Below are 21,424 nucleotides of genomic sequence, written 5' to 3'. Positions count from 1 at the left end.
TTTTTGCAATTTATGATAATCGGTTCTATTGAAGACCTTCTGTAATAGGTGTTTTTTTTAGTGTTGTTGAAACAAATTTACAATGAAAAAAAAGGTATTGCTATAAATAGGTCAAAAAACAGCTTTAAGATTCCTATAAATTATTCTAGTGCGCAATACATTTCTTGGCTATAAACGAAAAATCCCAAGCTAGAGCTTAGGACTTTTAATTTAATGATATATCAGGTTATACTGGAATAATCTTATTCAGGCGGATGCATAAATCGTTGTTTTCCCAACAACTCTTCTTCGGTTTCCACATGTTCATCGTCTGGCACGCAGCAATCCACAGGGCAAACCGCGGCACATTGTGGTTCATCGTGAAAGCCTTTGCACTCGGTACATTTATCGGGCACAATGTAGTAAATCTCATCGCTCACTGGCTCTTGCGCCTCGTCGGCATCCACATTATTTCCGTTTGGCAACACGACCTTGCCCTCTAAACTTGTGCCATCCTTATAACGCCAATCATCTGCTCCTTCATAAATCGCTGTATTTGGACACTCTGGTTCACAAGCGCCACAGTTGATACATTCATCGGTAATTATAATCGCCATAGTATGCTTTCGTTTTTGTTTGCTAAATTTGCATTTTCCCTGCCAGCAAGCAGGACTTTACTAAAATGCAAAAATAACGCCTAAACCTCGTATAACCAAACTCTGTATGGATTTACAACAAAGAATTAACGCTTTTGCCAAATTGGGTAATTTCTTAAGTCAGTTTACCTCGGAAGGCATCCGTCGCAAGGACGAAATTCCGCATAACGATTTATTTTTTGAAGGGTTTCAGCATCAAATTAAATTGGCCCAGGAACACAACGGATGGTTCACCAAGGAAAACGTCTTTTTTGCCTTGGAAGGCTGGTCTAAACAATTGACTGAAAGCAATTTGAATACATGGGTCGAAAAGTACCAATTCAACATCAGCTCCCCAAAAACCATTGCCATTGTGATGGCCGGCAATATTCCTTTGGTGGGCTTCCATGATTTTTTATCGGTATTGATTTCCGGGCAAAACGTGTTGGTCAAACAATCGTCAAATGACAAACATCTGCTTCCGTTTTTGGCGAAATATCTAGAGCATGTTGAACCTGCTTTCCGTGGAAAAATTAGTTTTACAGAAGGCCGTTTGGAACAATTTGACGCAGTCATCGCTACCGGAAGCGATAATACCGCACGTTATTTTGAGTATTATTTCAAGGACAAACCTTCTATTATTAGGAAGAATCGCAATTCAATTGCAGTGCTTAGGGGTAACGAGTCTGATGGGGAGCTTAAAGCCCTATCTGAAGATGTCTTTAGGTATTATGGTCTGGGCTGCAGAAATGTATCCAAGATTTTTGTGCCAAAGGATTATGAGTTCGATGCGTTTTTTAATGGCATGTACCATTGGCATCCCATCATCAATCAATCCAAATACGCCAATAATTACGATTATAACAAAGCGGTCTATCTCATGAGCGAGTTTCAAATGTTGGAAAATGGGTTTTTGATGATTAAGGAAGACGCCAATTTCTCATCGCCCATCGCAACTGTATTTTATGAATACTATGATTCTGAAGCAGATTTAAAAACCATGCTTGATGACAGAAAAGACCAAATCCAATGCGTGGTCGCTCACGGATTTAGAGATGATGAAATCCAATTTGGGCAAACCCAACTCCCAAATTTAGGGGATTATGCCGATGATGTGGACACTATTTCGTTTGCGTTAACAATCTGTTGATAAATTATTTGGCACAAGAGCTCTTTTTTTTGAGAATTTACCACCTTTGCTATAATTACAAATTGAAAATTTCTTAGAGACCATTCCGGATTTCGAGAGGTTTTCAGACTAAAACAAATTCAGCTTACCTATGAAAATACATAATTTCAGTGCTGGTCCATGCATCTTGCCACAAGAAGTCTTCGAGAAGTCTTCACAGGCAGTCTTGAATTTCAACAACGACGGATTATCCATTTTAGAAATCTCACACCGAAGCAAGGCCTTTGTGGATGTCATGGAGAATGCCAGGGCATTAGCCTTAGAGCTTTTGGGCTTGGAAGGCAAGGGTTACAAAGCCTTATTTCTACAAGGTGGCGCAAGCACCCAGTTTCTTATGGCAGCCATGAACCTTATGGAAAAAAAAGCGGCTTACCTCAACACAGGCACTTGGAGTGATAATGCCATCAAGGAAGCAAAAATATATGGCGAGGTCGCAGAAGTGGCTTCCTCCAAAGAAGCCAATTACAATTACATTCCTAAAGGCTATAAGGTGCCAAAAGACTGTGATTATTTTCACTGCACCTCCAACAATACCATTTTTGGAACACAAATCAAGGATTTCCCTAAATTGGATATGCCGATGGTTTGCGATATGAGCAGTGATATTTTTTCGCGTTCGCTTGATTTTTCAAAATTTGACCTTATTTATGCTGGAGCCCAGAAAAATATGGGACCTGCGGGAACGACTTTGGTGGTAGTGAAGGAAGAAATCTTAGGTAAAGTGACACGCCAGATTCCGTCCATGATGGATTATCAAACGCATATCAGTAAAGGCAGTATGTTTAATACGCCTCCTGTTTTTGCGGTGTATGTAACTATGTTGACCTTACAATGGCTTAAGGATTTAGGCGGAATTGCAGCCATAGAAAAAGAAAATGAGAAAAAAGCACAACTCATATATTCTGAAATTGATTTGAACCCTCTATTTAAAGGTTTTGCTGAAAAAGCAGATCGTTCGATCATGAATGCGACGTTTACCTTGGAAAATGACAATCTTAAGGATACGTTTGAAACCATGGTAAAAGAAGCCAATATCAACGGCATCAACGGTCACAGAAGCGTAGGCGGTTATAGAGCCTCCATGTACAATGCCATGCCACTCAACAGTGTTGGGATCTTGGTGGATGTGATGAGTGAGCTGGAGCGTAAAGCGTAGAGATTAGTTTGCAGTCTCAGTAATCTCAGTAAATGCAATGAAATTATAGCATATTTATTTTTAAATGATGTTTCAGAAGACAAAAACCAAGAATTAATAATCCAGGTTGAAGCGAAGTGGGGCAAACTTCTAACTTTCAACCTCTAACTTCTAATTTTAGTATGAAAGTATTAGCAAATGACGGTGTATCACAAAGTGGCATTGACGCTTTAGAACAAGCAGGCTTTGAAGTATTAACCACAACCGTGGCACAGGAACAATTGATCAGTTATATCAACGAGCATCAAATTGATGTGTTATTGGTGCGCAGTGCAACAACGGTTCGTAAGGATATGATTGATGCTTGTGAAAACCTTAAAATCATTGGTCGTGGTGGCGTTGGTATGGACAATATTGATGTGGAATATGCGCGCAGCAAAGGCAAGCATGTGATCAACACGCCTGCTGCATCCTCACAATCGGTAGCAGAGTTGGTGTTTGCTCACCTTTTTGGTGGTGTACGCTTTTTATACGATTCTAACAGGCTCATGCCTTTGGATGGTGATACTAAATTCAAGACCTTAAAGAAAAACTACGCCAATGGTGTGGAACTTCGAGGAAAAACATTGGGCATCATCGGGTTTGGACGCATTGGTCGTGAGGTTGCTAAAATAGGTCTGGGTGTTGGCATGAAAGTCATCGCTAGTGATAAATTTGTGGGCAAGGCAAATATCAAGGTAGAGTTTTATAATGGGCAATACATCAATGTGGAAATTGAAACCCAAACTATGGAAGAGATTTTGCTGCAATCCGATTTTATTACGGTACACGTGCCAGCGCAAGAAGATTACATTATTGGGAAAGCCCAATTTGATGCCATGAAAGATGGTGTTGGTATTGTTAACGCTGCAAGAGGTGGCGTGATCAATGAAGTGGATTTGGTAAAGGCTTTGGAAAATGGAAAAGTCGCCTTCGCAGGATTGGATACTTTTGAAAGCGAGCCTTCACCAGCAGTTCAAGTGTTGATGAACGGAAGAATCTCCTTGACACCGCATATTGGTGCTGCAACCAACGAAGCCCAAGACCGAATCGGGACCGAATTGGCCGAACAGATCATTAGCCTTTTGAAAACGGAGGCGGTTTAAGATGGAAGACGGGGGACGGAAGACCGGAGACGGAAGACCGGGGACGGAAGACCGGAGACTGAAGACTGAGGACTGAAGACTGAGGACTGAGAACTGAGGACTGACGACTGACGACTGTAGACTAATAGTTCTACATAAAATCAACATAGAAAGCCCATAATCTAAGCGATTATGGGCTTTTTTTAATTTGAAGCCTTACCCAAAAAATACAATTATGTCAGGCATATTGGATTTACTCAACAGTGATAGGGACAAAAACATCGTTAATGCTGTGTCCATTCAAAACCAGCCAACCAACCAACCAACCAACCAACCAACCACAAGATAAAACACAAAGTGTTTTATTCATGACCATGCCCGCATTGATGGATGCTTTGAAACGAAATGCATCGACCCCGCAAGGCGCTGAAGCCTTATTAAATGCCCTTAAACTCGAACAAGCATAATGGTAGCATTCTCGATAATTTAGGTGGACTCTATGGTGGCGGTGATGATAATAATATGATGCATGACGATAGCAACACTTTAGGACATGTAATGGGCAACAAGCAAGGTGCCGTTGAAAAAACTTTAGGTGCAAAGGCAGCAAAGAGATATTCAAAAGCTGGCAAGAAAAGGATTTTCCAGATAGGTATAGACACAGTAACAGCTCATGCACTTCTCAGCATTTTACCATCACTTTCTTATTCGGTAATGTCGTTCTTCAATCTCATAATATCTTGCAGTTTTTGCATTTCTTTTTTAACTCCTTTCCTAATGATGATAAAAAGGATTATTCCTATAACTACATACGAAATATCAATTAACACTACATTCCAAAATTTCATATATAAACTGAATTCAGGGGTGATCATATAAAATCCAACAGTATATAATCCAATAATTATAGGCGCAATGACTTGATGAATTGTTTTTCTGAATTGATGAAACTTAATAGAATTTTCGGCTGCTTTTAAAGTGGTATCCAGGTTGTTTATTTGTTTGGCTTTATAGATACTTATTATTTCAACGAAAATCCTAAACACCAACCCAAAAATCATTAATCCTGCTCCTATTCTACTCAAGGTCTCTTGAACAGGTGCTACATAATAAAAAAATAGAGAAATGACTATTAGTGTAATCAACAAGGTTGTAATTGTCCCGTAATAGAACACATAATTCTCTTTTTCTTTATGTTTTATTTTTTTATATAAATTGTCAAAGTTCGCAGCAGAAAGTTCAATATTCTTTTTACTGCTTGCCCATCTACTTTGTAATTCTTTAAAATCGCTACTCATCTGTGTTGTTTTTTAGAATTTTTTCAAGACGTTTTTTTATTCTGTGGATTTTTACTCTCACGTTTATGGGTTTTATGCCAATAACCTCTGATATACTAATATAATCCTGGTTTTCCAAAACCATCATAATTATCAATCTGTCTATTTTTTTCAATTGTCCAATAGCGCTGTATAATTTTGGGATATCGTCAAATTTTGGTTTTTCTTCATCTTTATCAGTGGTTTGATTTTCTATTTCTGATTTTGAAAGGGGCGTTTCTTTTCTGTCTTTTTTTACATATTGCAGACACGTGTTTACGGTTATTCTGTAAATCCAAGTTTTGTAAGATGATGCGCCTCTAAATTTATCTAAATTGTTCCATACGCTAATAAATATTTCCTGAGACAAATCGTTGGCTGTATCTTTATCGCCTTCAACAAATCCCAAACACATTTGTAATACCATGGAGTGGTGTTGGCGATACATTGTTTCAAAAGCTTCGTTTTTACTTTTTCTCATGGACTAAAAAATCATTAACTGTTTTATAAAACCATTCTGCTTGGTCAAACATTAAAAAATGTTTGCTGTTGGTAGCCATTAGAATTTTTTTGTTAGATAAGTTTGAATATTGGTTTTCATAGTGTGCTTTTGCTATTTTAACATCGGGGAAAGACGCACCTAATATTAAGGTTTCGCAGGTTACTTTGCTTAAGCTAGTTCTTAAATCGAGCTTTAATAAATCGGTATATCCATAAACCCAAGTTTCCCTATCAGCTTCTAATATCCAATTTGTTATGATATCTTTTTTATTTTCAATTAATGTCATATTTGAAGCCATCATGGTCGCCATGTTTTTAAATTGTTGGGCATCCATTTCAAGCATTTGTTTATTGTATGGGCTGTCATAATATAGACTTTCCGCTGGTACATTTGGCATCATTACTTCACGCATACAAGGCAATGCCTCAACTATTATAATTTTTGAGACGCGACTCGGTATTTCAGATGCTATATCCACAGCCAGATTTCCGCCCATACTATGACCAACAATAATGAGGTTAGACATATCATTGACTATTATATATTCAATAATTGCCTTTTTGATACTTGAATACCACGGCATTGCTATGGGCGCATTACCATTGAAACCCGCATAGGAAAAGAGATGGGATTTTCTTTCTAAATTTAAGCTCTCAACAGTTTCTTTCCATACGGAACCTGGTGTTGCAAATCCAGGAAGATATAAAATTGGTTTTCCTTGTCCAATGGTTTCTACGATAAAAGGTTTAGGGTTTGAGGTTTCGAGTAGATGTGTTTCTCTAATTAATCCGAAGCTACTTGTCGTGCTTATGGTCATGAGTATTAGGGTGGCAATTCTAATTGATGTTGTCATAATGCTATGGTTTGTATTGGTTTGTATTCCTTTGATTGAAAACATGGTATTTGTTACACTTTGAAATTGTTTTTATGGATTTATTTTTATGGAATGGAAGAAAGTTTTTTCTAATGCATGCTGAACATGTTCAAACCAATTTGCGCTGTTATTCGAAGAGCACAGATTATATTTGATTTGCAACAACAGGCAGCATTTAAGTTTTTCCCTCAACAAACCCATCACTTCACTCATTACTGTTTTAAAAAGTTTGGGCATAGCATTACTTTTGAATCACAACGAGACAACCTCCGCAGAAAAACAGAATTGAATGCATGGGAAAGTCTTAGTCACAATTTTTGTAACTTTAACTAATAAAAAACAGATGAAAAAATTCGCCTTTTTAATGTCCGCAATACTTATTTTGAGTTGTGTTAGCAGCAATTCCGTAACCGAAACCATTGGTGGCAAGACCGTCCCAAAAGATGATGTGGTAAGAATTGCCAATGATGATATTGAATATGAAATCATTATTATAGAGCCTGGTTTCAATACATGGCTGCGATCTATAGCAAGACCAGAAGGTTACTATTCCCAAAATTATATGGAATCCCGAAACATTCTCTACGTCCAAGCTTGGAATGCCAGGGTTTTACAAGGGTTCTCTTATGACCCAAATCTGTATATAATGCAAATCGATTACCAACCCAATATCGATTATGGCTATGAGGTCAACTACCAATTATATAACTATTTCATTTACTTTCAGTTAACTTATAACCAGCGCTTATCAACTTTTATTCCTAGAATTTAGAGTACCTTTGCATGGCAAATTTCAGCTATGCTAGAGCAATTCAAAACCCGTTGGGAAATTAAAGAAAATTGGCAATTACTTTTTCCGTTACTCGGTGTTTTGGGATTGGGTTATTCTGCCTATAGATTGGCTGCGGTGCTGTTAAAGGATCTTCCGCCAGTCCTTGTTCTTCTAACTGCCGGCCTCATTTTTTGGCTTCTACTCAAATTGGTCCTTTTCATTTTTAAAAAACTGAAACACAAATGGGTTGTGGATTACCGTTGGGAAATGATTCGCATCTTTATCGTGTTTGCCATCACTGGATCCTCTTCCCTATTTGTGGGTCGCCCAATTATTGCTCTATTGGGAATTACTAAAGAAAACCTAAACCCTATTGTGTATTGGGTGCTTTTCATTATCATTGGGCTTATTTTCTACCAGATGCTACTGGTCAGTTTTGGCTGGCTTTTCGGCCAATTCAAATTCTTTTGGGAATTTGAGAAAAAGATGCTCAGGCGGTTTGGATTTGGAAAATTTTTAGATTGAACATTTATATGACAGTACAACACCCAAAACAGAGTATTAGACTCGCCATCTTAGTATTGGCGTTTAGCTTGGTGTTGCCTTCCGCCGTGAAATTTACCCACGCTTTTGCCCATCACCAGCATGAGGTCTGTTATGGTGAGGCTCAATCGCATTTTCACAACATCAATCTGGACTGTGATTTTTATAAATTCAAGCTCAATAACAGCTTTTACGTCCCGCTCGTCAATTACGAACTTCAAGATGATTTTAGACAACAACCCCTAAAATCGAAGTACTATACATTCTTAAAAAGTCATCAGCAATTGACCTCCTATCTTCGAGGTCCACCGTGTTTAGTGTCGTATTCCGTATAATTGAATTCACACCAAATCATTTTCAATGAAATACATATTAGTATGTATCGCCTTGTCCTTTGTGGGTATTGGCAATGCGCAAGACTGTGCCTATACATTTAAGGGACAGTTAACCGATTTCCATGATGGCACGCCAATCGCAGGAGCAGCAATTTATTTAAAAGAACGCGATAGCTACACCACCTCAGATATTGATGGAAAATTTACACTCGAAAATTTGTGTAAAGGTCCGCTCACACTCGTCATTTCCCACATAGCCTGTGACACAAAAACGAATACGTATGCCATTACAGGCAATCGCACCGAAACCATATATATGGAGCATCATATTGAGGAGCTCAAAGAGGTTTCGGTAACGGGTCGTACCGCTAGTAAGGAGACCACCACAGCTCAGGAGACGCTTTTAAAGGCCGAAACTATCGATAAATACAGCGCTTTGAATCTTGGTGACGCCCTCAAGGAAGTAGCTGGCGTATCTTCAATCAATACCGGAAGTACCATCGTTAAACCCATGATCAATGGACTGCACAGTAGCAGATTATTGATCTTGAACAACAACGTGCGTCTTCAAGATCAAGAATGGGGCATCGAGCATGCGCCAAATGTGGATATCAATTCTGCAGCCCAAATATCGGTCATTAAAGGATCTGGTGCTTTGGCCTACGGTGGTGATGCCATTGGTGGTGTGGTTGTGATTAACCCCTCACGCATTATCCTAATAGATTCGCTCTACGGAAAAGTAACCACCGGCGCACAAACCAACGGAAGAGGTTACAACATCGCCACCACCGTGAATAAAAGTTTTGCGTCTGGCTGGTTTGGAAGCGTCACCGGCAGTTACAAACAGAACGGGGATTTTGAGGCGCCAGATTATCAATTGACCAATACCGGTGTGAAATCCACAAATTTTTCGCTGCGAACAGGCAAGAAAACCTTTGAAAGCGGTTTTGAAGCCTATTACAGTTATGTCGACAACGAGATTGGTATTTTAAGGGCTTCTCATATTGGGAATATTCAGGATTTGGTAGATGCGATCAATACGCAACAACCATTGATAATTAGGGACTTTAGCTATGCCATTAATGCGCCAAAACAAGAAGTGACCCATCAATTGGCCAAAGCGTCCTATTATAAACGGTTTAAGAATTTCGGGAAGCTGAGCTTGCAATATGATTATCAAAATAACCAACGCTATGAGTATGACATTCGTGTTGGTGACGACCGCGACAAAGCTGCTTTGGATTTAACTTTGCAGACCCATTCAGCAAGGGCAGATGTGGTCGTGGATGCCAAGTACGGCTTAAAGGTTAACTTCGGAATTTTGGGTAATTATCAGAATAATTTTGCCAATCCGGATACTGGGGTGAGACGTTTGATTCCCGATTACGACAAATATGATTTTGGCAGCTATCTCACTTCAGAATATAAGCTGAACAAAAATTGGACCTTGGATGCCGGCCTTCGGTATGACTTCAATCGCATTGATGCCAAAAAATTCTATGAAACCAGCCGTTGGGAAGAACGTGGTTATGACGCCGATTTTTCACAATTTGTGATTGACGATTTAGGTACTCAGTTGTTGACCAATCCAATATTCGATTACCATAACCTTTCAGCATCCGCAGGAGCGAAATACAGAATCAACGAGAAGAGTTACGTGCTAGGTAATTACAGTTTATCAAACCGACCGCCAAACCCTTCAGAATTGTTTAGTGATGGCTTACACCATAGCGCAGCGCGCATCGAATTGGGAGATATAAGGTTGAAACCAGAAACCTCCAACCGCGTTGCTGGGTCTTATCATTATACCGACTCAAAGTTTGATTTGAATGTGGAAGCCTTTTACAACCACATCGACGGTTTTATGTATTTGCAGCCCACAGGTGTTCAACAAACGATTCGTGGGGCGTTCCCAGTTTGGGAGTATCAAAAAACCACAGCCAATCTATACGGGATAGACCTCACAGCCCAATATGCTTTCAATGAACAGTGGCGTATTAAGGACAAATCGGCCTACATTAAGGGAACCGATGAGGATAACAACAGGGATCTTATCGATATGCCTGCGTTCAATACGGTGAATGAATTGATTTACAGTAAACCCGATTGGCACAATTTTTCGGCCAGCCTGCAGAGCGAATGGGTGTTTGAGCAGAAAGCGTTCCCAAATAACAATTTTGAGGTCTTTATCGCTGCGACCAATGAAAATCTTTTAGTGGATATAAGTACGCCGCCTCCAGCTTATCATTTGTTGCATTTTTACACCGATCTGGATTTTAAAGTATCTAAAAACACCAATTTGAATTTGGCCGTGAGCGTCAACAATATTTTGAGTACCAATTATAGAGCTTACCTCAACCGACTCCGTTATTTTGCTGATGACCTCGGAAGGAATGTTGCTTTACAATTACAATTGAATTTTTAATCTTAACCATTTTTATTTTAACAATTAAACACAATTTATTATGAGAAATTACAAATTTTTACTTGTCGCTTTTTTAAGTCTTGGCCTATTTATGGGCTGTTCAAATGATGACGACAACCCTGAACCTGTAAACCAAGAGGAGGTGGTTACCACAATACGAGTGACCTTGACACCAGCAGTTGGAGGCACGCCAATCATCTTCGAGAAACAGGATTTGGATGGCGATGGGCCAGATGAGCCAGTAACAACGGTGTCGGGCGATTTGATGGCTTCGACTATCTATACTGGCAGCATATTGTTACTCAATGAGACCGTAAACCCACCCGAAGTGGTTTCAGAGGAGGTTCAAGAAGAAGATGAAGACCATCAGTTTTTCTTTACGTTTTCTGAGGAATCTGGTTCAGTGGTAACCTATGCCGATGCCGATGGCAATGACAACCCAATTGGGTTGGCCTTTGTACTGACTACTGCGCAAGCTGGTTCAGAAACATTGACCGTGGTGTTGAAACATGAACCCAACAAATCTGCAGCTGGAGTGAGCGAGGGTGATATTACAAACGCAGGTGGCGAGACCGATGTAGAAGCCACTTTTAACTTTGAGGTTGTGAACTGAACGCCTTCATTTCAATTGGTTTTATCTGACGCGATTTTTGAAATCCTTTAGGATAAAACCAATTATTGAATCTATTTACAAGCAAATAAAAGACCTGTAGGTGTTTCGCACTTACAGGTCTTTTTTATTCCAAATTCAAATGTTTCGGATGAACCGAAAATAAAAAATGCTTCAGTCTAATATTTTGATGATTAATCCACGTCAATAGTCTGTTCTTCGGAAGGCTTTTCCGCAGAAAACACATACACATAAAGCCACATCAAGGTAAATGTAGGGATGACATCTGTAAATGGTAAGGCCTCTTCCACAAAGGAAATGGTGGCTGCGATCCTGGATTTTTTGCCCTTATACATTTTGGTCATGATGTACGCCGATGCTGGTGCCCAAATCACATCGCCAAACTCTCCCACACCGGGAATTAGAAAGGTCACATAGCCCACAGCATCCAACAATATACTTCCTGCGAGTTTGATGTATTTGGTGTTTGTCATATTTTAAAAGTTGAGAAACTATCTTTTGAGCCTGTTAAATTAACTAAAAAAACGGAATCTATGGGATTATTGGCTTGAGGTCACTTTCTCGCTACTTGAGGGTCAAGTTTGAAATGTGCAGTTTAAATTTGCCCAGGTTTTCCCGCACCCATGCCAGCGTAAAGCTTCATGAGGCTAACGCCAATCAAAACCACCAAAGCGTAATTCCAATCTTGGCTCACATCATGAATAATCCCAATCAATAGTGGTCCGGTCGCAGCAATCAAATAACCAATGGATTGCACAATTCCCGAAAGTTCTGCGGCGGTATCGGCATCTGTGGAGCGCAACACAATAAGCAACAAGGCGAGCCCGAAGGTGCCACCCAAAACAAACCCGATGATCGAGACCCAAACCGACACCATTCCCAACTCAGGAAACATCAATCCAGCTAAAGAAATGATTTCCAATAGGACCAAAATCACAATGATCAAGCGCTGATCTTTGCGTTTTCCCGCCCATAAGGGGATGATGATGGAGCCTAAAATCCCTGTGGCTTGCGATAAAGACAGCATCCACCCCGCATAGGAAGAGGTGTAACCATCTTCTACTAAAATAGTGGGCAGCCAAGCTAAAACCACATAAAACGCCAAGGACTGTAAACCCATATAGATCGCCATTTTCCAGACCAAAGGGGTGCCACTTAATTTTTTGAGTGCTTCAGTAAAGCCACGTCTAGGGTTTGTTTTTTTAATATGTTTTACACGAAAAGACCAAATGACTAAGGCCAAAAAAGCAGGCACTGCCCAAATGCCCAAGGCGCCGCGCCATCCCCAACCATAGCTCGTTGCCAAAGGTACGCTTATCCCCGCAGCGATTGAAGCTCCTACCGCCATCACGCTGCTGTATAAACTGGTGATTGCACCTGCCCTTTCTGGGAAATTTTGTTTTGTCAAAGCAGGAATCAGGACGTTTCCAAAGGCAATGCCTATCCCTATAAACAAAGTGCCTGCATACAAACCCACCACTCCAAAAAGAGACCGTAATACAATCCCAAAAGTGAGTATAACCAAAGCGCCCAATAAGGTCTTACCAATCCCCAATCGCTTGGTAAATAAAGACGTAAGCATGGAAATAACCCCAAAAGCCAATAAAGGCAAAGTGGTTAGCAATCCCAACCAAGCAGCAGATAAGTTGAGATCTATGCCTATATCTTCTGCTAAAGGCCCAATGCCCGAAAGTGCAGGCCGCAAGTTGAAAGCAATGGCCAAAATAGCAACAATGAGTAAAAATTTGGAGGGCGTGTTGATCTTTTTCATGACATGCTATCTAAAAAGTAGCAAAATTACGCTTATTTATTAGGCAAGTGAAAGTAATGCACCAGAATTGAAAAACGTCCCATCCTATAAAAGCCTTTTAAGCACCAAGCATAAAATATTTTGACTAAATAGTCACTACTTCGCGACTTTACCTGTAAAGTGGTAGGTTCAAGACTTTATAAAATAGTGTGATAAGAGCGACTTCAAGTCAAACATAGCGACCAGAAGCACGATGCCTTCCCATTTTAAGTGTTTAGTGGTTTTCAATGCTATGGTTTACTGACCACATGTCTCTCTATTTTAAACCTACCACCTAGCCGTATTGTATGTGTTAAGCTCTCAAAACCTGTGAGAAGTCAAACAGTAGCTTTTGATTACTTTTAGTTCGCCTGCATCTCGTACACTTCTTGATGCCGTTCTGCAATTGTAGAGACGCTATCCTACACCCCTATTGCTGCAACTGTGTTTGCATTTGAAGCTTTAGATTTAGCCCATTTCGAAATATTAATCTTAAATTTGCGCACCCAAATTCAACAATTATTATAAGCGCTTGTCTTTGAATTACGGCAAGCATAAAGTCCAACTTACCAAAATGAAAACTTCTATTGTTTTTTATATCTTTTTTATATGGTTTTCCATCACTATACAGGCACAGCAAAAAAAGCAATTGCATATCGATCGTACATCAAATCCTCCAAAAATTGATGGGGTTTTAGACGATAGTGTATGGCAAACTGCCGAAAAAGCCCAAGATTTCACCCAATTCAAACCGAATGCAGGTATAAAAGATTCTATTGAAAACCGCACAGTTGTTCAAATGACCTATGATGACGAAGCAGTGTATTTGGCAGCCTATCTTTATGATGATCCAACAAAAATCATGAGCCAATTGACCAGCCGCGATGATTTTGGCCAGACCGATTTCTTCGGATTGATTCTCAACCCCAACAACGATGCCCAAAACGATACCGAATTTTTTGTCTTTAGCTCTGGAGTGCAGGCCGATGCCACATTGACTCCCAGTAACGGTGAGGATTTTGGATGGAATGCGGTTTGGGATAGCGCAGTAAAAATAACCGAAGAAGGATGGGTTTTGGAAATGAAGATCCCCTACCGTTCTTTGCGCTTTGCCAACCGTGAGGTGCAGACTTGGGGAATACAGTTTCACAGACAATTTAGACGCTATCGCTCCCAATACACTTGGAACCCCATTGATATTAGCAAAGGCAACACTGGCCTATACCATGGAGAACTCGTTGGTCTCAAAAACATCAAGCCACCAACCCGTTTAAGCTTCTATCCATTTACCACAGGCATTGTCAATAGTTTTGAAGGCAGAACCGAAACCAATCTTAGATTCGGGATGGACGTTAAGTATGGCATTAGCGAAAATTTTACCTTGGACATGACCTTAATCCCAGATTTTACTCAGGCAGGTTTTGACAATCTCTCCTTAAATCTCGGGCCTTTTGAACAGACCTTTTCTGAACAACGTCAATTTTTTACTGAGGGCGTAAACCTTTTCAATAAAGGCAATTTGTTCTTTTCACGTCGTGTGGGAAGTGCTCCAACAGGTGACACCAACCTAAACGCAAACGAGATTGAGACCAATTACCCTACCACCGTCAAGGTATTGAATGCTGCGAAGATTTCAGGTCGAACCAAAAATGGATTGGGCATTGGTTTTTTCAATGCGATTACTGAAAAAACCTTTGCAAGCCTAAAAGACACACTAAGTGGGAACTCAAGAGAACAATTGGTTGAGCCGCTTTCCAACTACAATATCTTAGTATTAGACCAACAGTTCAATCAAAATTCTTCGGTAAGCATCATTAACACCAATGTGAGTAGAAGTGGTCATTTTAGAGATGCGAATGTGACCGCGGTCATTGCCGATATAACCAACAAACGCAATACCTACAACCTTTATGCTGAGACAAAAATGAGCAGTGTCAATCGACTGGATGGAACCAGCACAGGCTACAGCTCCCGTTTTGTGGCCAGTAAGATCTATGGGAATTACCGTTATAGTTTTGACCATTCGTTTGCCGACACCAAATTTGACATCAACGATCTCGGACTCATTTACAGAAACAACTACAACAATTTTGGCGTCGATTTTGGATATCGCACGTTCAAGCCCACCAAGCATTTTAATAGTTACAACTGGAGCACTTACATTAATTATACCCGTCTAGACAATCCCGGCGTCTATACCGGTAATGGTCTTGGAGCTAGTTTTAACGCAGCCACAAAAGAGACCTTGCACAATTTTGGTGCTAGAATCAATTTGCTACCGGGAAAACAGTTCGATTATTTTGAACCGAGGCGAGAAGGTCGCTACTTCATCTATGAAAATAAAATGGATGCCCGTATTTATATTTCAACCAATTACAACAATACTTTTGCCATTGATGCCAATATTGGAGCTTCCGTCTTTTTTGAAGATCATAGGGATACCAAACAGTACAGTTTTGGTCTTGAGCCACGAGTGCGCTTTAACGATAAATTCTTTTTGGTTTATGAAATTGATTACGACAGGATTTCCCGAGATCGGGGTTATACCAATAATTCCAACGACCTGGATAACGAAATCGTTTTTGGGCAGCGGGATCAAGAAACCATAATCAATAGCATACGTGGATCTTATAGCTTCAATCCCATGCACAGCTTGGAGTTGACATTTAGAAATTATATTTCTACTGTAGATTATGACAATCAGGTCTATTTGCTTCAGGACAATGGGCGTTTATTGAAAACCACCAATTCTTTTTCAGATTTAGGGTTGCAAAGCTCAAACGTCAATTTTAGCACTTGGAACTTGGACCTCAATTATTCTTGGCAATTTGCGCCAGGCAGCTTTTTGACCGCACTCTATAGAAACCAGTTGTTACGACGTGATGCAGCGTCCGATAGGGCTTTTGACGAGACGATTAGTACACTGTTCCAACAGCCTACGCTGCATTCCTTTTCATTACGATTGCAATATTTTATCGATTACAACACAGCTAAAAATCTGTTCAAAAGGGGAACCAAAAGTAATTCCTAATAAAAATGTTCCACAATTGCGACTTTAATCATAAAGTGGTACTTTCAAGACTTTATAAAATAGCATGATAAAAGCGACAAACATTCATAAAAATTACGGAGACCTTCATGTATTGAAAGGTGTGGATCTCGATATCAAAAAAGGGGAGATTGTCTCGATCGTTGGTGCCTCTGGAGCCGGAAAAACCACCTTGCTTCAAATTTTGGGCACTTTAGATCAAATCGATAAAAAAAGCGCCAGTACTTTAGTGATCAACAATACCTCAATCCCCGAGTTGGGCGATAAGGCCTTGGCGCGTTTCCGCAATGCACATATTGGATTTATTTTTCAGTTTCATCAACTGTTACCCGAATTTTCAGCTTTGGAAAATGTGTGCATCCCTGCGTTTATCTTCGGAAAAACAAAAACACAAGCCGAAACCCGAGCCAAAGAACTTTTGGACTTTTTAGGCCTTTCCGATCGTTACCATCACAAACCCAGCGAACTGTCGGGTGGTGAACAACAACGGGTTGCGGTGGCAAGAGCCTTGGTAAACAATCCAGAATTGATCTTTGCCGATGAACCCTCGGGAAATCTGGACAGCGAATCTGCAGAAAACCTACATAACCTCTTTTTCAAACTGCGCGACGAATTTGGTCAAACCTTTGTGATCGTGACCCACAATACAGAGTTGGCAGATATGGCCGATCGTAAATTGACCATGGTTGATGGGCGTGTGATGCCTTAAATTTCAAACTACTTATCGTTCTTGTCCATGACCGTATGTATTGTATGGCCACGCAACCTTTATAGGTCTATGGCATCTTAAGTGCACAATCCCCTTGTTAATGACCAAAAATATCCTGCGCCTTCTCGTGGTAATTTTGACCTTCAATTCTTGTGCTTCAATTTTGAACAGCAGCACAACAGAAGTTAAACTTTATGCGCCCATAGACACTCAAGTCGTCTATAACAATGATACCACAGTTGTAAGCAACGCTTATGTTAAAATCACTGCGCAACGCTCAAAAGACTCCTTACGGGTTCGGGTTGTAAAAGACGCTATTGTTAATGACTTTGCCTTTAAGCGAAAAATCTCTGGTTTATTTTATTTGAATCTCCCCTACACCTATGGACTGGGTTTTTTGGTGGATCTCACCAATCCCAAACGATTTACCTACAGAAAAACCATTAATATTAAAATGGATTCCATGAGTAATTCCTTTTTTATTTCCGAAGAAAAATTAGTGCCTTTTAAACGGAATGATTTCTTTCTCTACACCTCACCATTAATGGCTATTGATGCGTTTTCCCAACCCATGCTTAGCTTAGGTGGCGAATATTTTTTTAAAGATGATGTGAGCATAAGTGCAGAAGCTGGACTAAAATACACCGAAAGACTTAGGTCTAATAGCGCTGTAGATTTGGTAGAAGATCGCAGTCATTCGTTTAGGATGGAACTGAAATGGTACAACATTGCGAGCCTTACCGGCAACGGGAGAATCAATGAATATGTGGGCTTGGAGGCGCGTTTCTTAAGGCATCAATTCACAGACGACATCAATTATACCATTAGCGATGGGGATATTTTTTATGCTCGCAATGAAGATTTTATTGTTCAGAAAAAAGTGAATGTATTCAACATCAAGTATGGATTGAATTTTCCAATCGGGAAACGCTTGTATTTTGACCTCTATACGGGTTTTGGGATACGCTATAAAACGATTAAGAATCCGAACCGTTATTACGATCCCGCTAAGCATCGCAATTATGACGATGAGGATGGATTTCTATTTTGGCCCAACACTAATAATCTTGAGGAAGAGGGCAAACAAAAGCTTTTCAATTTCTCATTGGGCTTCAAGTTTGGGGTCAAGCTTTAGAAACTTTTCTGCTGAAGGAACGCGCTTCTTATAAAACTTCAGAAAATTTCAAAAATCAAATTGTACCCAGGTATTTTGGTCTGTCAAGAAAAGCTTCGGAAATAGCTTTTGTTAAAATCAAAATCCAGCTGCTTTAATAAATCTTATCTTTACAGTTCGTCAATTTCAGAAGATTTATATTAAAAAAAAGAACAGATTGAACAAGAAAGACCTCAAGGAATTTTTAGACACCAAAGCCGAATTTTACAACCACCCCCAATTTATAGAATCAGATCCCATCCAGATTCCGCATCAATTCACACTTAAAGAGGACGTGGAAATCGCAGCATTTTTGACCGCTACCATTTCTTGGGGAAACCGGAAGAGCATCATCAACAATGCCCACAAGATGATGGATTTGTTGCACAATTCGCCTTATGATTTTGTGATGAATCATTCCGAAGCCGATTTAGAGCCCTTGTCAGCTTTTGTCCACCGCACTTTCAATGGTCACGATTTTGTGCAATTCATCAAAAGCCTTCAGCATATTTACAAAAACCATAGGGGTTTGGAAGCCGTATTCGCTGCCAATGTGGATCGTAACAGCCTTCAGCCCGCCATACATCAGTTTAAAAATTCCTTTTTTGAAATCGATCATTTGCCGAGAACAAAAAAACACGTGAGCGATCCCTTGAAAAATTCCGCAGCAAAACGCATCAACATGTTTTTGCGATGGATGGTTCGTAATGACAATAACGGTGTGGACCTTGGTATCTGGCAGTCAATTTCTCCAAGCGCGCTCTCTTGTCCGCTTGATGTGCACTCCGGAAACGTGGCAAGGAAGTTGCGCTTACTCAAACGAAAACAGAATGATGCCAAGGCATTATTAGAATTAGATATGGCGTTAAGACGCTTAGACCAACACGATCCTGTAAAGTATGATTTCGCACTATTTGGATTGGGCGTTTTTGAGAATTTTTAACATAGAAAACCGACCCATCTCATTTATCGTAAGTATCTTACAGAGAAAATTTTCTTACAAATGATTACCCCAGAACTAACAAGAACCGAAGAGGAACGTATAAATTCGCTAAGAACTTATAAAATTTTAGATACCTTACCCGAAACCGATTTTGATAACATCAATAAATTGGTAGCGATGATTTGTGATGTGCCCATCTCACTGATTGCATTAATGGATGAAAAGCGCAACTTTTTCAAATCACATCTCGGCATCCCCTTTAATGAGTCACCTAGAGAGATCTCATTTTGTAACCATACCATCTTGGAGGATGATCTTCTTATTGTCAATGATGCACGAGAAGATGAGCGGTTTCACGACAACCCACTGGTCACTGAGAATAAAGTGGTTTTTTATGCAGGTGCGCCACTTATCAATAAAGAAGGCCTGGCATTGGGCACCATTTGCGTTTACGATTTTAAACCTAGAGATCTCGACGATCACCAAAAAGAAGCTTTGCGAATACTTGCCGTGCAAGTTGTTAACCTGTTTGAGCTGAGAAAGAAAAATATTTTACAAGAAGACGCTGAAAGAGAATTGAAACAACGCTATGAGCATCTCAACGATTTTGCAGGCCACGTCTCTCACGATTTGAAATCGCCCTTGGCGAATATAGAATCGCTCACAAATTTACTGAGAGCGGATGAATCCAATGTCTTTTCTGAAGAATCCCTCGAGTTTCTCAACTATATTGAAGAGTCCACAAATATCCTAAAAGATTATATCGACGGTATTTTAATGTACTACAAGGCAGATGAACTGTTAAAACGCAATACGGAAGATTTCTCCCTATCTGAGCTTACAGAAGACATCGAGAATATCTTGATCCAAAAAAACGATGAGCTAATCCTTACTGAAGATGCCATCATGAAGAACGTCAATAAGGCAGCACTGTCCCAAATACTTATAAACCTGGTGGATAATGCCTTAAAATATAATGACAAGCAGCGCAAAGTCGTTGAGATAAGCTACACCAGTGATTTGTTCCATCATAAATTTACTGTGAGTGACAATGGGATCGGCATTCCTAAAGATAAACAGGAGTTTGTATTCAAAATTTTCAAGACCTTGAAAAAAGACAGCGGAAAAACCAGCACAGGAATCGGCCTGAGCACTGTAAAAAATCTGGTTGAAAAATTGGGTGGAACGATTTCAATCGAATCTGAGAAAGGTAACGGCAGTGCTTTTAGTTTTACCATTGCGAAGTAGGAATTGAGATTTGAGAATTGAGAATTAAGATAAGAGAACAAAGACTTAAGAAAAAAGACGTAAGACTTAGGACTTAAGAATTAGGACTTAAGACTTAAGACTTGATGCTAACCAAATAATGGGCATTTGTTTCTTGATTAACATGCAACATATTCACAATGCGCTTAAATTCAAAAATCTGCAATCGTAAATCGTAAATCGTCAATCAATCTTTTGTTGTTATAAAAATGAGAAAAGACTTTTCAAGTTCTAATTTATGATTAAAGCCTTGATGCCAAATGAAAAAAGAGGATTTGTTTCTTGATTGACATGCATTATATTCACAATGCTCTTAAATTCAAAAATCTGCAATCGTCAATCGTTAATCGTAATCTCAATCGTCAATCAATCTTTTGTTTTTAGAAAACTAAATCACTATGGAATTCAAGTCCATAGGTTTTTTGAAACAGACTGAAAGTCTGTTGAATTCGTGAAATGAATAGCATCTCATTGTGAACGTTTTTGGATAACAAACGGTTTCGTAAAAACCTGCCTACCGGAAAGGAAGTTTCGTGAAATTCGTGGCAAAACATTTTTAGAAGCTAAAGCGAGATGCACTAAAGTGCATAGTTTCAACTCTATTTGAGACCTATGAGAAAGGACGTATCGAGTTCTAATAAATGACTTGATTATAAGCCTTTTTGCCAACTCAACAAAGAGGATTTGTTTCTTGATTGACATGCAATATATTCACAATGCTCTTAAATTCAAAAATCTGCAATCCTCAATCTGCAATCGTTAATCGTTAATCGTCAATCAATCTTTTGTTGTTATAAAAATGAGAAAAGACTTTTCAAGTTCTAATTTATGATTAAAGCCTTGATGCCAAATGAAAAAAGAGGATTTGTTTGTTGATTAACATGCAATATATTCACGATGCTCTTAAATTCAAAAATCTGCAATCGTTAATCGTTAATCGTTAATCGTCAATCGTCAATCAATCTTTTGTTTTTAGAAAACTAAATCACTATGGAATTCAAGTCCATAGGTTTTTTGAAACAGACTGAAAGTCTGTTGAATTCGTGAAATGAATA

The 21,424-nt window shown here is 39.5% G+C and carries 20 protein-coding genes and 1 pseudogene; 15 read left to right on the top strand and 6 right to left on the bottom strand.

The window, feature by feature from the left end; genetic code table 11:
- Positions 1–242: 242 nt before the first annotated feature.
- On the bottom strand, positions 243–596 hold the full coding sequence (locus ESY88_RS17330) for a 4Fe-4S dicluster domain-containing protein (protein WP_147084505.1): 354 nt from the start codon (positions 594–596) through the stop codon (positions 243–245).
- 106 nt (positions 597–702) lie between these two features.
- Between ESY88_RS17330 and ESY88_RS17325 the strand changes: the two genes are divergently transcribed.
- The 5 genes and pseudogenes from ESY88_RS17325 to ESY88_RS21750 form a co-directional block, all read left to right on the top strand.
- Positions 703–1,764 carry an acyl-CoA reductase gene (locus ESY88_RS17325; protein ID WP_147084506.1) on the top strand — a complete coding sequence of 354 codons (1,062 nt, stop codon included), beginning with the start codon at positions 703–705 and terminating at the stop codon, positions 1,762–1,764.
- Between the two features lie 130 nt (positions 1,765–1,894).
- A complete protein-coding gene (gene serC, locus ESY88_RS17320) occupies positions 1,895–2,959 on the top strand; it encodes a 3-phosphoserine/phosphohydroxythreonine transaminase (RefSeq protein ID WP_147084507.1) in 1,065 nt (354 codons plus the stop codon).
- Positions 2,960–3,120: 161 nt separating this feature from the next.
- Positions 3,121–4,083 carry a D-2-hydroxyacid dehydrogenase gene (locus ESY88_RS17315; protein WP_147084508.1) on the top strand — a complete coding sequence of 321 codons (963 nt, stop codon included), beginning with the start codon at positions 3,121–3,123 and terminating at the stop codon, positions 4,081–4,083.
- A gap of 266 nt (positions 4,084–4,349) precedes the next feature.
- On the top strand, positions 4,350–4,529 hold the full coding sequence (locus ESY88_RS21755; RefSeq protein WP_262713024.1) for a DUF937 domain-containing protein: 180 nt from the start codon (positions 4,350–4,352) through the stop codon (positions 4,527–4,529).
- A pseudogene (locus ESY88_RS21750) lies at positions 4,504–4,617 on the top strand (DUF937 domain-containing protein); the annotation flags it as partial. The gene ESY88_RS21755 and the pseudogene ESY88_RS21750, both read left to right, overlap by 26 nt.
- 149 nt (positions 4,618–4,766) lie before the next feature.
- Here the strand turns inward: ESY88_RS21750 and ESY88_RS21520 are convergent.
- Genes ESY88_RS21520 through ESY88_RS17300 form a run of 3 tightly spaced genes read right to left on the bottom strand, consistent with a single transcriptional unit; the run spans position 4,767 to position 6,733 of the window.
- The gene (locus ESY88_RS21520; protein WP_223270874.1) at positions 4,767–5,360 is read right to left on the bottom strand and encodes a hypothetical protein; all 594 of its coding nucleotides are present in this window, start codon (positions 5,358–5,360) and stop codon (positions 4,767–4,769) included.
- Positions 5,353–5,859: an RNA polymerase sigma factor gene (locus ESY88_RS17305; protein ID WP_147084509.1), complete on the bottom strand. Its 507-nt coding sequence runs from the start codon at positions 5,857–5,859 to the stop codon at positions 5,353–5,355. The genes ESY88_RS21520 and ESY88_RS17305 overlap by 8 nt, the downstream gene beginning before the upstream one ends.
- Positions 5,846–6,733 carry an alpha/beta fold hydrolase gene (locus tag ESY88_RS17300; RefSeq protein ID WP_147084510.1) on the bottom strand — a complete coding sequence of 296 codons (888 nt, stop codon included), beginning with the start codon at positions 6,731–6,733 and terminating at the stop codon, positions 5,846–5,848. Before ESY88_RS17300 ends, ESY88_RS17305 begins: the two co-directional genes overlap by 14 nt.
- A 385-nt stretch (positions 6,734–7,118) precedes the next feature.
- Between ESY88_RS17300 and ESY88_RS17295 the strand changes: the two genes are divergently transcribed.
- Genes ESY88_RS17295 through ESY88_RS17275 form a run of 5 tightly spaced genes read left to right on the top strand, consistent with a single transcriptional unit; the run spans position 7,119 to position 11,442 of the window.
- Positions 7,119–7,526 carry a DUF6146 family protein gene (locus ESY88_RS17295; protein ID WP_262713204.1) on the top strand — a complete coding sequence of 136 codons (408 nt, stop codon included), beginning with the start codon at positions 7,119–7,121 and terminating at the stop codon, positions 7,524–7,526.
- 27 nt (positions 7,527–7,553) lie between these two features.
- A complete protein-coding gene (locus ESY88_RS17290) occupies positions 7,554–8,051 on the top strand; it encodes a DUF6787 family protein (protein WP_147084512.1) in 498 nt (165 codons plus the stop codon).
- An 8-nt stretch (positions 8,052–8,059) separates the two neighbouring features.
- Positions 8,060–8,404, top strand: coding sequence for a hypothetical protein (locus ESY88_RS17285; protein WP_147084513.1), 345 nt, complete (start codon positions 8,060–8,062; stop codon positions 8,402–8,404).
- Positions 8,405–8,429: 25 nt separating this feature from the next.
- A complete protein-coding gene (locus ESY88_RS17280) occupies positions 8,430–10,829 on the top strand; it encodes a TonB-dependent receptor (protein ID WP_147084514.1) in 2,400 nt (799 codons plus the stop codon).
- A 40-nt stretch (positions 10,830–10,869) separates the two neighbouring features.
- The gene (locus tag ESY88_RS17275; protein WP_147084515.1) at positions 10,870–11,442 is read left to right on the top strand and encodes a type 1 periplasmic binding fold superfamily protein; all 573 of its coding nucleotides are present in this window, start codon (positions 10,870–10,872) and stop codon (positions 11,440–11,442) included.
- A 191-nt stretch (positions 11,443–11,633) separates the two neighbouring features.
- Here ESY88_RS17275 and ESY88_RS17270 read toward each other — a convergent pair whose 3' ends face one another.
- Positions 11,634–11,933 carry a hypothetical protein gene (locus ESY88_RS17270; RefSeq protein ID WP_147084516.1) on the bottom strand — a complete coding sequence of 100 codons (300 nt, stop codon included), beginning with the start codon at positions 11,931–11,933 and terminating at the stop codon, positions 11,634–11,636.
- Positions 11,934–12,055: 122 nt separating this feature from the next.
- Entirely contained in the window at positions 12,056–13,231 is a 1,176-nt protein-coding gene (locus tag ESY88_RS17265) for a CynX/NimT family MFS transporter (protein ID WP_147084517.1), read from the bottom strand.
- Between the two features lie 592 nt (positions 13,232–13,823).
- Between ESY88_RS17265 and ESY88_RS17260 the strand changes: the two genes are divergently transcribed.
- The 5 genes from ESY88_RS17260 (at position 13,824) to ESY88_RS17240 (ending at position 20,351) form a co-directional block, all read left to right on the top strand.
- Positions 13,824–16,280 carry a DUF5916 domain-containing protein gene (locus ESY88_RS17260; protein WP_147084518.1) on the top strand — a complete coding sequence of 819 codons (2,457 nt, stop codon included), beginning with the start codon at positions 13,824–13,826 and terminating at the stop codon, positions 16,278–16,280.
- A gap of 64 nt (positions 16,281–16,344) precedes the next feature.
- Positions 16,345–17,007: an ABC transporter ATP-binding protein gene (locus ESY88_RS17255; RefSeq protein WP_147084519.1), complete on the top strand. Its 663-nt coding sequence runs from the start codon at positions 16,345–16,347 to the stop codon at positions 17,005–17,007.
- A gap of 100 nt (positions 17,008–17,107) precedes the next feature.
- Positions 17,108–18,142: a hypothetical protein gene (locus ESY88_RS17250; protein ID WP_147084520.1), complete on the top strand. Its 1,035-nt coding sequence runs from the start codon at positions 17,108–17,110 to the stop codon at positions 18,140–18,142.
- 196 nt (positions 18,143–18,338) lie between these two features.
- Complete coding sequence (locus tag ESY88_RS17245; RefSeq protein WP_147084521.1) at positions 18,339–19,103, top strand: TIGR02757 family protein; 765 nt, start codon at positions 18,339–18,341, stop codon at positions 19,101–19,103.
- A 60-nt stretch (positions 19,104–19,163) separates the two neighbouring features.
- Positions 19,164–20,351 carry a sensor histidine kinase gene (locus ESY88_RS17240; RefSeq protein WP_147084522.1) on the top strand — a complete coding sequence of 396 codons (1,188 nt, stop codon included), beginning with the start codon at positions 19,164–19,166 and terminating at the stop codon, positions 20,349–20,351.
- Positions 20,352–21,424: the final 1,073 nt, after the last annotated feature.

Source organism: Subsaximicrobium wynnwilliamsii, assembly GCF_007997225.1.
GTDB classification, from domain to species: domain Bacteria; phylum Bacteroidota; class Bacteroidia; order Flavobacteriales; family Flavobacteriaceae; genus Psychroserpens; species Psychroserpens wynnwilliamsii.
Note: the sequence above shows the minus strand (reverse complement) of the source record. Positions and strands in the feature narration are given on the sequence as shown.

Excerpts from the sequence above, each read along its gene's own strand:
- ESY88_RS21755 (WP_262713024.1), top strand. The coding sequence starts at position 4,350 with ATGCTGTGTCCATTCAAAACCAGCCAACCAACCAACCAACCAACCAAC.
- ESY88_RS17260 (WP_147084518.1), top strand. The coding sequence starts at position 13,824 with ATGAAAACTTCTATTGTTTTTTATATCTTTTTTATATGGTTTTCCATC.
- ESY88_RS17280 (WP_147084514.1), top strand. The coding sequence starts at position 8,430 with ATGAAATACATATTAGTATGTATCGCCTTGTCCTTTGTGGGTATTGGC.
- ESY88_RS17290 (WP_147084512.1), top strand. The coding sequence starts at position 7,554 with ATGCTAGAGCAATTCAAAACCCGTTGGGAAATTAAAGAAAATTGGCAA.
- ESY88_RS17265 (WP_147084517.1), bottom strand. The coding sequence starts at position 13,231 with ATGAAAAAGATCAACACGCCCTCCAAATTTTTACTCATTGTTGCTATT.
- ESY88_RS17275 (WP_147084515.1), top strand. The coding sequence starts at position 10,870 with ATGAGAAATTACAAATTTTTACTTGTCGCTTTTTTAAGTCTTGGCCTA.
- ESY88_RS17315 (WP_147084508.1), top strand. The coding sequence starts at position 3,121 with ATGAAAGTATTAGCAAATGACGGTGTATCACAAAGTGGCATTGACGCT.
- ESY88_RS17240 (WP_147084522.1), top strand. The coding sequence starts at position 19,164 with ATGATTACCCCAGAACTAACAAGAACCGAAGAGGAACGTATAAATTCG.
- ESY88_RS17330 (WP_147084505.1), bottom strand. The coding sequence starts at position 596 with ATGGCGATTATAATTACCGATGAATGTATCAACTGTGGCGCTTGTGAA.
- ESY88_RS17250 (WP_147084520.1), top strand. The coding sequence starts at position 17,108 with ATGACCAAAAATATCCTGCGCCTTCTCGTGGTAATTTTGACCTTCAAT.
- ESY88_RS21520 (WP_223270874.1), bottom strand. The coding sequence starts at position 5,360 with ATGAGTAGCGATTTTAAAGAATTACAAAGTAGATGGGCAAGCAGTAAA.
- ESY88_RS17285 (WP_147084513.1), top strand. The coding sequence starts at position 8,060 with ATGACAGTACAACACCCAAAACAGAGTATTAGACTCGCCATCTTAGTA.
- serC (WP_147084507.1), top strand. The coding sequence starts at position 1,895 with ATGAAAATACATAATTTCAGTGCTGGTCCATGCATCTTGCCACAAGAA.
- ESY88_RS17325 (WP_147084506.1), top strand. The coding sequence starts at position 703 with ATGGATTTACAACAAAGAATTAACGCTTTTGCCAAATTGGGTAATTTC.
- ESY88_RS17305 (WP_147084509.1), bottom strand. The coding sequence starts at position 5,859 with ATGAGAAAAAGTAAAAACGAAGCTTTTGAAACAATGTATCGCCAACAC.
- ESY88_RS17270 (WP_147084516.1), bottom strand. The coding sequence starts at position 11,933 with ATGACAAACACCAAATACATCAAACTCGCAGGAAGTATATTGTTGGAT.
- ESY88_RS17295 (WP_262713204.1), top strand. The coding sequence starts at position 7,119 with ATGTCCGCAATACTTATTTTGAGTTGTGTTAGCAGCAATTCCGTAACC.
- ESY88_RS17300 (WP_147084510.1), bottom strand. The coding sequence starts at position 6,733 with ATGACAACATCAATTAGAATTGCCACCCTAATACTCATGACCATAAGC.
- ESY88_RS17255 (WP_147084519.1), top strand. The coding sequence starts at position 16,345 with ATGATAAAAGCGACAAACATTCATAAAAATTACGGAGACCTTCATGTA.